The organism is Lentzea xerophila, assembly GCF_051094245.1.
GTDB classification, from domain to species: domain Bacteria; phylum Actinomycetota; class Actinomycetes; order Mycobacteriales; family Pseudonocardiaceae; genus Lentzea; species Lentzea xerophila.
Genome location: NZ_CP194934.1, coordinates 8,315,188 through 8,328,880, shown reverse-complemented (window position 1 = coordinate 8,328,880; position 13,693 = coordinate 8,315,188). Strand labels below are relative to the sequence as shown.

The window sequence follows — 13,693 nt, the reverse complement described above, 5'->3', positions numbered from 1 at the left end:
TGAACCAACCCCTCCCCCAGGACCAAAGACACGAACCAGTGAAACCTAGGCTACGAAACGCCAGCAACTAGGCGTTTTGCGTCTCCCAGTTGCTGAGCCACACGTCACGTGCCTCCCGTTCGGCACGCACGCTCGACAGCCAGTCGCCGAGAGCGTCGTCCTGCAGTTCGAGCGCACCCGACATGAGGCGTGGGCAGCTCTCCCGGACGGCGTCGAAGCCCGCGTCCTGGGAGATGTTCGTGAGACTGAGCATCGAGGTCGCCGACTGCCGGTAGCGACCGACGACCGTCTGCACGTGCGCCGCGTGTCCACCGCTCTCGGCTACCCGGCACCACAGCTCGTAGTCCTCCCACCCGTGCAGGCGGCGGTCGAGCGTGTAGCCCTCGAACTTCTGCAGCGCCGTGGCCTTGATCAACGCCATCGCGTCGATGTAGTTGCCGTAGCGCAGCCGCCACGGCTCCCACGGCCACACGCCCATCAGGCCGACCGGGCCGGTCGAGTCGAAGCGTTGCAGCACCCCGTACGCGAACGACGCCTCCGGATCCGCGTCGATGGCGGCGACCAGCCGTTCCAGGCCGGTGGGCACGATCGCGTTGTCCGAGTCGAGCACGAACACGAGCTCGCCGCGCGCGTGTTTGAACGCCTCGTTGCGCGAACGCGGCAGACCGCGGTTGACCGGGTGCCGGACCAGCGTCATCGGGACGTGCGGGCTGCGGTCCATCCACTTGCGCACGGTCTCGTTCGACCCGTCGTTGGAGCAGTCGTCGACGACGATGATCTCCAGGTCGTGGTACGAGCCGGACGCGGCGGACTCCAGCGCCTCCACGACGTACGGCTCGTGGTTGTACAGCGCCATGATCACCGAGACGCGTGGCGTGCGGCGGTCCCACGCGGGCGTGCGTTGGTCGATCACCGGCGTAGGGTCGAGCGCCGGGTCCGTCGAGACGCGCCGGCGCAGGTCGATGATGTCGAGCCGGATCTCGCGGATCGCCTGGCGCACCCCGTCGATGCTCTCGGCGGGACGCTCCCAGGCGGGCGTGATCTTCTGCCGGAACGGCTGCGTGCGGCTCGGGCCGAGCCGCAGCCGGTGGCCCTCGTGGGTCTTGCGCAGGTCCTGCGCCACCGACACCAGCTTCTCGACGCCGACGGAGAACGGGTTCTCCTTGATCAGCGCGTAGGCGTTGCGGCGCAACGTGTTCAGCCGGTCCGGGTCCTCCAGCAACGCCGCCAGCGCGTGCGGCATCGTGGACAGCGCGGAGAACACCAGGTGCTCGTTGTGCCGGAACGGCTCGGTGTGCAGCGACGTCTCGGACAGCATCACCGCGCCGCAGTGCGCGGCCTCGGCGGCGCGCAGCCACTCGAAGTACGGCTCGTCGGCCTGGTGGATGTTGACGAGGACCTTGGTGCCCGCCAACAGCTCCCGCTTGCGCTCACCCGTCACGAACGCCGCGTGGTCGCCGGTGTTCGGAGCCGCGTTGTCCGAGAGGATCAGGCGGCTGCGGCGTGACCACAGCTGCCGGCCGATCTTCGAGAGAGCGTGCTCACGGCGCGGCGTCGCGCACCCCATGAACAGCACGTCGAGCTCGTGGGAGTCGGCGTCCGGATTGAACTTGTCCCAGCTGGGCGTCCAGCCGAACTGCAGGTGCTCGGCCTCGATGCCGTGCGTCCGGTAGCGCTTCACCGACAGCGTGCTGAAGTCGAAGACGGCGCCGAGCTTGTGTCCGTAGTAGACGTTCGTGTCGAAGTGCGACGACGACGGCTGCTCGGCCGTGATGCCGATGCAGCGCTTCGCGAGGCGCGGGTCCTCCAGGAACTGCCCGCCTTCCAGCACCGCGTACTCGTGCGTGGGCAGCAGCACGAACACGTCGTCCGGCTCGGTGTCCACCACGGACGTCACGACGTCGGCCGGCACGCCCAGGCGGGTCGCCTCGTCGACGATCGCCTCGGCCAGCTCGTGGAAGAACGCGTTCTGGAAACGCGACTGGACCACGCGCAGACGCAGATCAGGCATTGCGGCCGCCCTTGATCACGCCGGTCGCCTTGCGCAGCGGGGCCGTGACGCGCCACGACGTGGAGCGCTCCAGGTCGTCGATCTTGTCCTGCAGCGTCGTGCGCCAGTGCGTGTGCTGGCGGATCTCCTCGTCGAGCCTGCGGTTGAGGCGGTCGTTGTCGCGGGCGTACTCGGCGAGCAGCGTCGTGGCCTCGTCCAGCGCGGTGAGGCGCTCGGCCGCCTTGGCCAGCTCGGCGTACTCCGACTTGAGGTCGTGCAGCTCCTGCGCCACCACGTACTCGCGGCTGCGGGACTCCTCAAGCTCGGCCAGCGCCTTGCCCAGCGCCTCCTCGAGACCGGTCGCGACCGACTCGGCACGCTCACGGGCGGCCTTCTGCTCCTCGGCGAACGCCAGGCTGCGTTCCAGCTGGTCCGCGGCGGGGTCGGTGTCGGGCACGACGACCTGGGTCAGCGGGTGGCGGGCCGTGCCGCCCTTCGCCTTGGTCCTGGTGGCGGCGGTGATCGCGGCCCGCAGATGCTCGACCAGCGAGTCCTCGGAGTAGTGCTCCTCGACCCACGCGCGGTAGGAGCGGCGTTCGTCGATCGACGGCTCCTGCGCGAGCACCGCGGCCGTCTTCTCGACGATCGACAGCACGTCGGCGTCCTCGACCGCGTGCGTGCCCGGTGCGGTGAACTGTTCCGCGCCTCCGCCCGCCGGATAGCCGACGACGACGCAGCCGGCGGCGAGCGCCTGCGCGACGGGCAGGCCGAAGCCCTCGTCGCGGTGGAGCGCGATGAAGATCGACGCGTCCGCCAGCTCATCGGCGATCTGCTGCTCGGTCACGTCGTCGAGCGCCACGACCTCGACGCCCGCGAAACGCTTGTCGTTCTTGAAGATCGAGGTCAGGACCGTGGCCTCGCGCGGACGCTTGCGCGGCAGCAGCACGATCTTGCGCTTGCGCTCCTCGGCGAAGCGGTAGAGCCCGGTGTCGATCACGTTCGGCACCAGTTGGACCTTGAGCTTGGGGAGCAACGCCTTCAGCACGTTGGTGGTCATCACCGAGCCCGCCCACACCTGTGGCGCGGGCTTCCACGCCGGGTAGTCGGTGCCGCTGAAGTTGTCGTAGGTGTAGTAGTGGTTCTGGTTGTAGATGACCTTGCGCACCCCGGGCGCCGGGTCGAACCCGTCCATCACCAGCACCTCGGGCACGACCAGCAGGTCGTCCGGCCCCAGCTCGACGGTCTCGCCGCTGATGACCTTCGCGCTCGAGGAGAACCACCAGCACCGGAAGTCCTCGGCGAGGTGCCACACCTTGGCGTCGACGCCGGTGCGCCCGGCGAGCTCGGCGTGCCGGTAGATGGCGTGCACGCCACCGGACGGCTCCGTGACGTCCGGGACTACGTACACGACCTGGCGAGTCATGGTCGACATCAATCCCCTCGTGGGTCTGGCATAGCCTGTCGCCGTCGAACGGAGGACAAGCGGTGACGATCCTGGTTACCGGCGGTGCGGGCTACGTCGGCTCGCACGTCGTGCACGCGCTGACCGCAGCCGGGCGTGACGCGGTCGTGGTGGACAACATGCGCACGGGCTCGCCCGCGGCCGTACCGTCCGGCACCCCCGTACACACTATCGACGTCACCGAGACCGCGAAGCTGGAACAGGTCATTCGCGACCACGGTGTGACGGCTTGCATCCACCTGGCCGGCCTGAAGAACCCCGGTGAGTCCATGAAGGACCCCGGGCTCTACTTCCACCACAACGCGACCGGCACGTTGTCCGTGCTGGACGCCCTGGTCCGGACCGGCGTGCGCGATCTGGTGTTCTCGTCGTCCTGTTCGGTGTACGGCGCCGCGGACAAGCTGCCGATCACCGAGAACAGTCCGTTGCAGCCCATCAGCCCGTACGGCCACAGCAAGCTCGTGGGCGAGCGGATGATCGAGGCGTACGGGAACGCGCACGGCCTGCGCTGGATGTCGTTGCGCTACTTCAACGCGGCCGGGGCGGCGCTCGACGGCAGCATCGGCGAGGACTGGGGCCCGACGCACAACCTGGTGCCGCTGCTGGCGAAGGCCGCCTTGGGAGCGCGTCCACCGGTGACGTTGTTCGGCAGCGACTACCCGACCGAGGACGGCACCGCGGTCCGCGACTACACGCACGTGGTCGACCTGGCGGAGGCGCACGTCCTGGCGCTGGAGCACCTGCGGTCCGGTGGCTCGTCGGCCGCGTTGAACCTGGGGACCGGTACCGGGTACTCGGTGCTGCAGGTCGTGAAGGGGCTGGAGCAGGTCGCCGACCGGCCGTTGCCGGTGACGTTCGGCGACCGGAGGCCGGGGGACCCGCCCGTGGTGTGGGCGGATCCGGCCCGTGCCTTCGACGTTCTGGGCTGGCGTGCCAGGTTCGGTCTTCCCGAGATCCTCGCCACGGCGTGGCAGTGGCACGCCAGTTCTCACTTGGCGGGGTAGTTCTTGTCGATCGCGGTGACGACCTTCTCCGCGCCGGTGTCCATGGCGGCCTTGGTCTTGCCGCGAACCTCGACCCGCACGACCGACTTCTCCGAGACGTAGAAGATGCGCGAGTCGAACGGCGCGTCCGGCACGTCGGTCGCCTTCTCCGACACCATCGAGGGCAGCTGCTTCGGACCGGTCGTGGCCGCGAAGCCGTACCCCTTCTGCAACTCGGCGAGAGCGTCGGCCGCGGTCTTGGCCGTCGCGCCGTCGGTGCAGCTGAAGATGTGGACCTGGGTGAACCAGTCGTCCGCGAAGAGCACCTGGGACATGCCCTCCTCAGCACCACACGTGGTCAGCAGAGCGGCCTCGTCCGGGCTGAACTGCGACTTCTCCTTCGACGCCTTGTCCACCGTCACCGGACCGGTGTTGGCGGAGTCGACCTTGCCCTGCAGACCGTTGAGCGGCAGCTTCGGCCCCGCGCTCGACGACGTGGTGGGCGGCGGCGTCGTGTTGCTGGTCGCCACGTTGTCACCGCCGGACTTGCTGCCCGCGGTGAACCACCAGATGCCACCACCGATCAGCGCGAGCACCAGCACCACGCCGACGATCGCGAAGATCTTGCCCTTGCCACCACCACTGGAGTCGTCGAAGACCTCGGGCCCGTGACTCCAGCTCGGTGAGGGCTGGTTGATCTGGTCGAAGTCACCGCCGACCCACGGCGGCGGCGCGGCCTGCTGGGGCTGCTGACCCCAGCCACCCTGCTGCGGCTGGACGGGTGCCACGAACTGCGTGCGGTCCGCGTCGCCACCGCCACGCTGACCACCGGCGACCACCTGCGTGGCGTCGGGGTTCGGGTTCTGCTGCGGCTGCGGCGGTTGTTGCTGCGGTGCTCCCTGCACGTTCACGACCTGCGTGCGGTCCGACGTGCTGGGCGGCTGCGCCTCCCACTTGAACGGCGGCGCAAAAGGCCCGCCCTGAGGATTCTGGGCAGGCCCACCGCCGGCCGACCCGGAGAGGACCTCGTCCCGGCGGCGTCGGTAGTCGTCAGCCGAGATCCGACCAGAGGCGAGTTCGTTGTCGAGCTTCTGCAGCTCGTCTTGCCAGGTCACCCCTGGCACCCCCTTCCGCGCGAACATGAGACTCGGACATTGTGCCCGTGTCCCTTTATCGGTTCGTGCGGGCCTCTCAAGTCGTGACCTGGTTGTGGCGCTTCGCACTGATTATGTTGATCACGTGGCGCGCGGTGGGGGCTGGTGGTAGGCGCTTTTGGCGCTCTGCCGGGGCGTTGCCGGGGTCCGGGGGCGGGCGGGCGTTCACCGAGACCTGTCCGGGCTGAGGCTGGCCGCGGCTCCGTCACCTGATCAACGGAAATCTTCGCACTCCTGCTGAGGCAGGTTGCCTTGAACAGGTCGTTCTGTGCGATCGTGGCGTCGTGGGCGAAGTGGTTTCACTGCTGGATCGACCGGTCTACACCTTCCGCGAGGTGGATCGGCTCCTCGGGCTGAACCAGGACACAACCCGGCGGTGGGTCGACGGCTATCGCCGAGCTGACAAGAACTACGCGCCCATCGTGAGGGAAGAGTCGACAGGGGATCGATGGGTCACGTGGGGTGAGTTCACCGAGGTTCGCTTGTTGAGCGAGTACCGGGACTTCGACCACATCAGGATCCAGAAGCTGCGCATCGTCGTCGATCACCTGCGTCAGGAGCTCGGGCACAGGTATCCCTTGGCCTACGCACAGCCGTTCCTGCTTCCGAACGGGCGGGAGATCCTCATGCGTGCTCAGCACGCTGCCGGGCTCGAGGACGATCTCTTCGTCATCGTACGCACGGGTCAGCTTGTGGTGACGCCACGAGTGGAGCGGTTCGTTCGGGCGGCCACTTACGAAGCCGACCCTGTTCGGCCCCAGGATGGGAAGACCATCGCAGTGCGGTTCCAAGCCGATCCTCGCTACCCGGACGTGGCGATCGACCCGGAGCATCGCAGCGGACGGCCCACCATCGTCGGACGAAGCATCCTCGTGACGACGTTGGCCGAGATGGTGTTCGCAGGTGACCAGGTCGAAGACGTTGCCGACTGGTACGAGTTGACCCCCGACCAAGTTCAGCAAGCGGTCGACTTCACCGCTACGCACAACCTGGTGGCCTGAGGCAATCTCGATGGAGCTCGACGACGTCGGCTTCTTCGTGGACGAGAACACGCTCGCACTGGGCAAGGCGATCTCAGGGCTGCGTAAGGACACAGCCCTGATCGGCCGACCTCCTGTGGATCAACTCGTAGGTCTTGGAATGCAGGACATCGAGTGGATTCCGCTCGTGGCCTCGCGCGGCTGGGTGGTGATCACGATTGACCATCACCTGCGCACGCGACCGTACGAGGCCGCCCTGGCCCACGAGCATGGCCTGAAGTGCGTGAACCTGCGAGGCGCCGGAAATCTCGATCGTTGGTCGCAGTTGGTGCGACTGGCGATCCACTGGGACGCCGTGGAGCAATTCATCAAGGAGCGTCCAGACGGGCCGTGGTGGCTCTCGTTGACCAAGAACGCCCGCCACGAGTACTCCTACAAGCCCGCCTCGCCGGCCTCTCAGTGACCGGTGCATTCATTCAGCGAGTTCGTGCTGCGATCCGCCGCCGGACGCCAGTCGTTCGATGGACGTGATCAGACGCCGCGCGTTCTCCGGACTACGAAGCAGGTAAGCGGTCCCCTTGAGCGACTGGTAGTCGTCAAGGGGCACGATCACGACCTCCTCGCGGTCGTTCACCACGGAGTCGAGCGTCTCGGCGTACTTCGCACGAAACTCGGAGTAGCTCATGGTCTTCACTGGCACCCGCCCTTCGAGGGACAAGACGCTGTAAGTGTCCCCGTGATGATCAGCAAGGGTTCGTGGCAACGCTGCGCGCGCGTCATGCGCCGGCGCGGTGTATTGATCAGCTGCACACCGTGGACGAGCACGACGGGAGCGATGACGATGTCCGACTGGCAGCAACTCCGTGATCGGCGAATGACCGAGCCCGGGGCGGACGAGGCCTACGACGCGGCCCGCATCGCGTTCGAGTTGGGGCGGTCGGTCCGGGAGATCCGGCTCGAAGCGGGCGGCACGATCGGCAGCGTGAACCAGCAGGACCGGGCGCGCGGGCGCCAACGTCGATAAGAACGGCGCATCAGCAGAAGATGAGCCCGCACTGACGGGTGGTCGTGGTGGTCGTCGTAGGCCGCGGCCGTGTGGTCGTCGTGGTCGTGACGGGCGGCGGCGCCTGGGTGGTTGTCGTCGTCACGGCCGTGGTGGTCGCGGCGGTGGAGCTGGTCGTCGTAGTCGTTGTCGCGGAAGAAGAAGACGGCGCGGACGACTCGCTGGACGACACTGTCTGTGACGGGGGTTCGGACTGCGTTGGGATCAACGAAGGGGTGTTGACCAACGAGACGCGGGCCGGTCTGTCGCTTCCGGGTGCTGTCGGATCGCCCGATGCGAGCGACCCGACATGCGGTGCGAGCACGGAAAACGCGGCGACGATCGCGCCTAGGAGTGCCCCCGTCGCGAGCCGACCCGGCCCGCTCATCGCCGCCAACACCCAGATTGCCTATCTCGTTCACTCGATTGGGTCAAGCGAAACGATCGTTTTCTACTCGATCACACCTTCGTCACTGTCACGCCGACCACGCCCTGTGACAACGGCGCGATCGCCTTGAAGGCGCGAGGGGTCAGGTCGACGCAGCGGCCGGTGATGAACGGGCCACGGTCGTTGATCCGCACCGTCACCGTCTTGCCGTTGGAACGGTTCTTCACCTTCACGCGCGTTCCGAACGGCAGTGTCTTGTGCGCGGCGGTCAGCTTGTTGGGGTCGAAGCGCTCGCCGCTGGCGGTCGTGCCGCCGCCGGAGTAGTAGGAAGCCTTGCAGGTCTCGGCGGAAGCGACCGGGGAGAACAGGACAGCGGTGGCGGCGAGTGAGGCCAGCGTGAGGCCGGCCGCCGCGAGAGTCTTTGCCATGCCGCTAGGAACTCAGTCCGCGGCAAAGACTCGCCTAACGCTCGCCTAACCAGGAAACTGCTCGGCCGCGGACACCAGGAGTTGCCAGTCCCCGTCGGGCAGGGTGCGCAGGCGGTCCAGCAATGCGGACATCCTGGACAGCAACTCTGGGTGATCGGCCCAGAAGGAGTGATCTACTCTCAGTAGAGCCGCGAGCAGGTCGCCGGGGTACAGCGCGACCGAGCGCAGCGGGTCGTCTTCGACCTGTTCCAGCGCCAGCAGAGCGGTCACGTCCAGGCCCACCTGGTGCGTCACCAGCAGGTGCAGCGATGTCGGCGTCAGCTGTCCGACCGGCAGGTCGCGCAACGCGCACAGGTCCCGGTAGAGCTGGGTCGACGACGAGTCTGGGCTGCGCCAGTCGTCGTCGCTGAGGTGCGCCAGCGTTCTGTCCCGGTCCACGCACCCATCGTCCATGCCAGGGGAAGACCTGGCGCGGCCGTCGCCGAAGAGCTGCTCGGCCGGGATGGCTGAGGTGGCCGAGCAGCCCGGCGACGTCGCACCACCGCAGGCGCCTGGGCCTACGGTGCCGCGGTTCAGACCAGAGCGGCGTCGAGAGTGATGTTCTCGACGGCGGCGAGTGCCTTGGAGACCGGGCAGTTCGCCTTGGCGCCCTCGGCGGCCGTGACGAAGTCCTCCTGGGACAGGCCGGGCACGTTGGCGCGGACGGTCAGGTGGATGCCGGTGATGCCGACGCCCGCCTGGAACGAGACCTCGGCCTTGGTGTCGATCGAGGTGGGCGGCGTGCCCGCGCCGGTGAGGCCGTGCGAGAGCGCCATCGAGTAGCAGGACGAGTGCGCGGCGGCGATGAGCTCCTCGGGGCTGGTCTTGCCGCCCGCCTCCTCGGCGCGCGCCTTCCAGTCGATGTCGAAGCTGCCGCTGTTCGAGGTGGAGAGGCTGACGTTTCCCTTGCCCTCGACGAGGGAGCCTTCCCAGTGCGCGTTTGCCGTCTGAGTGATGGCCATGGTCTCCAGGTCCTTGTCGAACGAGCTCGATCAGGTTGATGCGAGCGGCTACGACCACCCTTTCACGGGTCGCCGCCGAGATCACCCCGAGAACCACGGGTCGAGACTGGGAGAGCCTGAAGTGTGAACCGCGCCAGGAAATCGCAGGGGTGCAGAGGGCTTGGAGGTGCGGGTTTTGAGGGGGACTTGGGGGAGTCGGGAAACTCGGGGGCGCCGGGTTGGGACGCGGGAAACTCGGAGGCTTGGGGACGCCGGGGGCGAGGAGCCGGGGCGCCGAGGGCCGGGAGCCGGGAGCCGGGGGGTTTGGGGGGTCGCCCCCCCAACATGATGGCGAAACGAGAAATGGCTCACGCTCTTTGTGAGCATGAGCCACCCCGAGTGAAGTGGAGCGGATGACGAGACTCGAACTCGCGACCCTCACCTTGGCAAGGTGATGCGCTACCAACTGCGCTACATCCGCACTGCCTTACGGGAGAGAACTATACAACAGCGCTCAAACGGCATCTTGCGTGGGGGGTTCCAAACCGGCGAGCAGTTGATCTACCTCGGACAACTGTTCCTTCGGCCAGCGCCACTCCCACAGGGCCCGCACCTTGGGCAGCACGTCGACCGGCAGCCAGGCGGCGACCTCCTCGCGGAGGTCCCAGTCGTCGAACACGTGCTCGTAGAAGCTGATCAACGCCGCGTTCTCCAGGAACTGCTCCGGCTGGTGGAAGCACCAGTGCGCGAAGCCGTACGCGCGGCGCAGCACGTCGTCGGCCTGTTCGCGGTGCGCTTCCTGGGTCAGCTGGGACAGCTCGGAGAAGAAGACGTGGCAGGACCATTCCTCGGTTTCGGCGACAGCACGAAGTTCCGGCACCAGGGCCGAAGCGCGTTCCCGCCAGTCCACCACGCTCGTGACGATAGTCGCTCGATCTTGTCCGGCCGACGGCCCGACGCCCACCTGTGACCGTCCTGTCACCGAATGCGTTGCGCTGATCAGCCCACTACTAACGGATGGTCTTGTATATCGACCTGTTCTCGACAAGGAGCAGGTCTGGCCCCTTGTGGCATGTTGAGGCCTGTGATGGTCGACGAGAACGAGGTCGACCGGGACCTGCTCGCCAGAGTGCGCGAGGGAGACGACTCGGCCTACGGCGAACTGTTCTCCCGGCATGCGGACGCGATCCGCCGCTTTTCCCTCAGGCACGTCCGCGAGGCGGCCGAAGCTGACGATCTCACCGCCGAGGCGTTCTTCCGCATGCTGCAGGCCATCCGCCGCGGCAGCGGGCCCACGGACCACGTCCGCACGTACCTGCTGACCGTCGCGCGCCGGGTCGCGTGGGAGTGGAGCGGACGGCGCCGGGACGTGCCGGTCGAGGACGAGGAGCTGGGCCGGCGTGTCGAGCCGGTGAGCGACAACGCGAACCGCCGGGTCGAGCACAACCTCATCACCAGGGCTTTCTCCAGCCTGCCGGAACGCTGGCGGGTCGTGCTGTGGCGCGTCGAGGTGGAGGGCGAGCGGCCCGCCACCGTGGCACCGCATTTCGGGCTTTCGCCGAACGCCATGTCGGCGTTGGCTCGCCGCGCGCGTGAGGGGCTGCGGGCGGCGTACCTGCAGGCGCACCTCGCGGCCGACGACGGGCGTTCGTCGTGTGCGGCTATCCGCGCGAAGCTCGGCACGTACACCGCCGGCGGCGTCCAGGGCGTCGAGGAACGCCGGATCCGCGGCCATCTCGACACCTGTTCGTCCTGCTCACAGCTCCACATCGAGCTGAACGAGGTCTGCGCGACGCTGCGCGCCAACGCCGCGTTCCTGGTCGTGCCGTCCGCGCTCGGCCTCGCGTTCGCGGGGAAGGTGCTCGTCACCAAGGCGAAGATGGCGTTCGCGGCGGCGAGCGTGGCGACCGTCGGCCTGTTCGGGACGATGGCATCGGTGTTCACCGGCGGCCCCGGTGTCGCGGTGCTGCAGCCGGACCAGAACCCGGTGATCGCCCTGAACACCTCCGGTTCGGCCAGTTCCGGGCGCAGCCAGGAGGTCGTGCTCGCTCCGCCGACTCCACGGCAGGGCGAGCCGCAGCAGAACCTGATCAACCCCGGTGGCCAGCGGCAGGAGACCGTGCGCAAGACGACGGACGCGCCGGTGCCGACCAGCGAGCCGCGCCGGGAGCCGCCGGCCGAGCGGGCGGAGACGATCGTCGAGTCGTCCGAGGAGTCCGGGGTGGTCAGCACGGTGCAGACCACCTCGCGTGAGATCCGGTCGCTCAACACGCCGTCGACGTCCGAACCGCCCACGGCGTCCTCGGCGCCGTCCTCCGTGCCGTGTTCGACCGCGCGGACCACGGCGACGACGGCCACGCTGTATCCGACGAAGCCGCTCCAGAACTGACGGTGACGATCAAGCTCGGCCGAGTTCACCCACAAGGCTCGGCCCGCGCCAGGTACGGTTTGACCAAGACCGACCGAGCGTGGGAGACGGGTACATGACGCGGCTGGTACGCGGTGCCGACGGGCGGATGTGGACGGTCCACAGCCGCATCGAGTGGCGCAACCCCGTGGAGTCCGACGACTTCGAACACGACGTCAGCGGTGGTGCGCTGCCCGGCATCATGATGGCGGGCATGCTCGTCGTGATGGTGGTCGTGCTGATCGCCTGGACGCCGGAGCAGGTCGTGGTGCCGGCGTGGCTGATCCTCGCGCTGGCCTTCCTGTTCGCCTTCTTCCCGGTCCGCTGGGCCCTGCGCCGGCCGCACACGCTGGTCGCGGAGAGCAAGGCCACGGCCGACGAGCTGCCACCCGAGCGGTGGATCGGCCAGGTCAGGGGGCCGCTGGCGGTGCGCCAGGAGGCGTCGCGGGTCGCCCGGACGATCGAGATGCACTCGCTGCCGGACGTCGAAGGCCCGTTGCAACCCGTCGACTGATGCGACACTGGACCGGTGCCCGAGCTACCCGAGGTAGAAGCACTGGTCCACCACCTGCGTGAGAACGCGGTCGGCCGCACGGTGCACCGCGTCGACGTGGCGTCACTGCAGGTCCTCAAGACGTTCGACCCGCCGTGGACGGCGCTGCACGGCCAGGAGGTCGTGGCGGCGCACCGGCACGGCAAACACCTCGACCTGGAGGTCGCGGACGGTCTGCACCTGGTCGTCCACCTCGCCCGGGCCGGCTGGCTGCGCTGGGCGGACACCATGTCCGCGCCGCCGCCCAAGCAGGGGCGCGGGCCGCTGGCGTTGCGCGTGCACCTCGGGCCGCCCGGTCAGGGACCGGGATTCGACCTGACGGAAGCGGGCACGAAGAAGGGGCTCGCGGCGTGGATCGTGAGCGACCCGAAGTCCATCGCGAGCGTCGCCAGGCTGGGCCCGGACGCGTTGGGGATCACCCGCACGCAGCTCGAGGACCTGCTGGACAAGCGCACCGAGCGGTTGAAGACGGCGCTCACCGACCAGAGCCTGATCGCGGGCATCGGCAACGCCTACTCCGACGAGATCATGCACATGGCCCGGCTCTCGCCCTACGCGACGGCGGGCAAGCTGAACTCCGAGCAGCTCGACCACCTGCACGAGGCGATGCTCAGCACCCTCACCGACGCGGTCGCGCGGTCCGTCGGCCAGGACGCGGCGCGGCTCAAGGGCGAGAAGCGTTCGGGCCTGCGGGTGCACGCGCGGACCGGGCTGCCGTGCCCGGTCTGCGGCGACACCGTGCGTGAGGTGTCGTTCGCGGACAAGGCGTTCCAGTACTGCCCGACGTGCCAGACCGGCGGCAAGCCGCTGGCCGACCGCCGGTTGTCCCGCCTGCTCAAATAACCGCCGCTTAACCGGACTGGCCGAGCCTCGGTCGCATGACACGTCTGAGGAATGCCGTCGCCGTCGTGGTGGCCGCCGCAGCGGCCCTCATCGTCGCGCCGATGAACGCCAACGCCGCCGAGTACGGGTGCACCGGATCGCTGATCGACACCTACACGGTGAAGTCGAGCGTGGGCAACCACCTGAGCACGATCCGGCTCTACTACAACTCCAGCAACGGCTACAACTGCGCGGCGAACGTGAAGACGTCGTACTACTCGCAGTTCAAGCACTACGCCAGCATCAGCATGTACAACCAGGACTTCCGCGAGGACGACAACAACCGTCCCGGCTACAACAACGACTTCGACGCCGGCAACTTCCAGTACTACGCCGGCCCGGTCAAGGTGTACGCCAAGGGCAAGTGCGTTTCGCTGCACGCCGTCACCAAGTACTACGACGAGACCGCCGTCAGGACCGTCTCCGGAGTGCACTGCGGCTGAG

Annotated in this window: 16 protein-coding genes and 1 tRNA gene; 8 read left to right on the top strand and 9 right to left on the bottom strand. The window is 68.0% G+C overall.

Features of this window, described 5'->3' with window-relative positions:
- Positions 1-67 precede the first annotated feature (67 nt).
- Positions 68-2,011, bottom strand: a complete 1,944-nt coding sequence (locus ACRSBM_RS39990) for a glycosyltransferase (RefSeq protein WP_434451913.1) — start codon at positions 2,009-2,011, stop codon at positions 68-70.
- Positions 2,004-3,422: a glycosyltransferase gene (locus ACRSBM_RS39985; RefSeq protein ID WP_434451912.1), complete on the bottom strand. Its 1,419-nt coding sequence runs from the start codon at positions 3,420-3,422 to the stop codon at positions 2,004-2,006. Before ACRSBM_RS39985 ends, ACRSBM_RS39990 begins: the two co-directional genes overlap by 8 nt.
- A gap of 53 nt (positions 3,423-3,475) precedes the next feature.
- On the opposite strand from ACRSBM_RS39985, the gene galE reads away from it, so the two are divergent.
- Complete coding sequence (gene galE, locus ACRSBM_RS39980; RefSeq protein WP_434451911.1) at positions 3,476-4,456, top strand: UDP-glucose 4-epimerase GalE; 981 nt, start codon at positions 3,476-3,478, stop codon at positions 4,454-4,456.
- Here the strand turns inward: galE and ACRSBM_RS39975 are convergent.
- The gene (locus tag ACRSBM_RS39975; RefSeq protein WP_434451910.1) at positions 4,441-5,550 is read right to left on the bottom strand and encodes a hypothetical protein; all 1,110 of its coding nucleotides are present in this window, start codon (positions 5,548-5,550) and stop codon (positions 4,441-4,443) included. The genes galE and ACRSBM_RS39975 overlap by 16 nt on opposite strands.
- Before the next feature lie 323 nt (positions 5,551-5,873).
- On the opposite strand from ACRSBM_RS39975, the gene ACRSBM_RS39970 reads away from it, so the two are divergent.
- Together ACRSBM_RS39970 and ACRSBM_RS39965 are read left to right on the top strand one after the other, a co-directional pair.
- Positions 5,874-6,590 (top strand): DUF433 domain-containing protein, encoded by a 717-nt coding sequence (locus ACRSBM_RS39970; protein ID WP_434451909.1) that lies wholly within the window; start codon positions 5,874-5,876, stop codon positions 6,588-6,590.
- A gap of 10 nt (positions 6,591-6,600) precedes the next feature.
- Entirely contained in the window at positions 6,601-7,032 is a 432-nt protein-coding gene (locus tag ACRSBM_RS39965; protein WP_434451908.1) for a hypothetical protein, read from the top strand.
- Between the two features lie 9 nt (positions 7,033-7,041).
- Here the strand turns inward: ACRSBM_RS39965 and ACRSBM_RS39960 are convergent, their stop codons facing one another.
- On the bottom strand, positions 7,042-7,254 hold the full coding sequence (locus tag ACRSBM_RS39960) for a type II toxin-antitoxin system Phd/YefM family antitoxin (protein WP_434451907.1): 213 nt from the start codon (positions 7,252-7,254) through the stop codon (positions 7,042-7,044).
- A gap of 189 nt (positions 7,255-7,443) precedes the next feature.
- Between ACRSBM_RS39960 and ACRSBM_RS39955 the strand changes: the two genes are divergently transcribed.
- The gene (locus ACRSBM_RS39955; protein ID WP_434451906.1) at positions 7,444-7,593 is read left to right on the top strand and encodes a hypothetical protein; all 150 of its coding nucleotides are present in this window, start codon (positions 7,444-7,446) and stop codon (positions 7,591-7,593) included.
- A 477-nt stretch (positions 7,594-8,070) separates the two neighbouring features.
- On the opposite strand, the gene ACRSBM_RS39950 is transcribed toward ACRSBM_RS39955, so the two are convergent.
- From ACRSBM_RS39950 to ACRSBM_RS39930, 5 genes are all read right to left on the bottom strand, one after another.
- The gene (locus ACRSBM_RS39950; protein WP_434451905.1) at positions 8,071-8,427 is read right to left on the bottom strand and encodes a septal ring lytic transglycosylase RlpA family protein; all 357 of its coding nucleotides are present in this window, start codon (positions 8,425-8,427) and stop codon (positions 8,071-8,073) included.
- 45 nt (positions 8,428-8,472) lie between these two features.
- Entirely contained in the window at positions 8,473-8,865 is a 393-nt protein-coding gene (locus ACRSBM_RS39945) for a contact-dependent growth inhibition system immunity protein (RefSeq protein ID WP_434451904.1), read from the bottom strand.
- Between the two features lie 134 nt (positions 8,866-8,999).
- Complete coding sequence (locus ACRSBM_RS39940; protein WP_434451903.1) at positions 9,000-9,428, bottom strand: OsmC family protein; 429 nt, start codon at positions 9,426-9,428, stop codon at positions 9,000-9,002.
- Between the two features lie 384 nt (positions 9,429-9,812).
- Positions 9,813-9,888: transfer RNA gene (locus ACRSBM_RS39935), tRNA-Gly, on the bottom strand.
- 33 nt (positions 9,889-9,921) lie between these two features.
- Positions 9,922-10,320 carry a DUF7674 family protein gene (locus tag ACRSBM_RS39930; protein ID WP_434451902.1) on the bottom strand — a complete coding sequence of 133 codons (399 nt, stop codon included), beginning with the start codon at positions 10,318-10,320 and terminating at the stop codon, positions 9,922-9,924.
- A gap of 159 nt (positions 10,321-10,479) precedes the next feature.
- Between ACRSBM_RS39930 and ACRSBM_RS39925 the strand changes: the two genes are divergently transcribed.
- From ACRSBM_RS39925 to ACRSBM_RS39910, 4 genes are all read left to right on the top strand, one after another.
- A complete protein-coding gene (locus tag ACRSBM_RS39925; protein ID WP_434451901.1) occupies positions 10,480-11,796 on the top strand; it encodes a sigma-70 family RNA polymerase sigma factor in 1,317 nt (438 codons plus the stop codon).
- Between the two features lie 94 nt (positions 11,797-11,890).
- Positions 11,891-12,328, top strand: a complete 438-nt coding sequence (locus ACRSBM_RS39920) for a DUF983 domain-containing protein (protein ID WP_434451900.1) — start codon at positions 11,891-11,893, stop codon at positions 12,326-12,328.
- 15 nt (positions 12,329-12,343) lie between these two features.
- Complete coding sequence (locus ACRSBM_RS39915; RefSeq protein WP_434451899.1) at positions 12,344-13,210, top strand: Fpg/Nei family DNA glycosylase; 867 nt, start codon at positions 12,344-12,346, stop codon at positions 13,208-13,210.
- Between the two features lie 35 nt (positions 13,211-13,245).
- Positions 13,246-13,692 (top strand): hypothetical protein, encoded by a 447-nt coding sequence (locus tag ACRSBM_RS39910; RefSeq protein ID WP_434451898.1) that lies wholly within the window; start codon positions 13,246-13,248, stop codon positions 13,690-13,692.
- The last annotated feature ends 1 nt before the right edge of the window (position 13,693 follow it).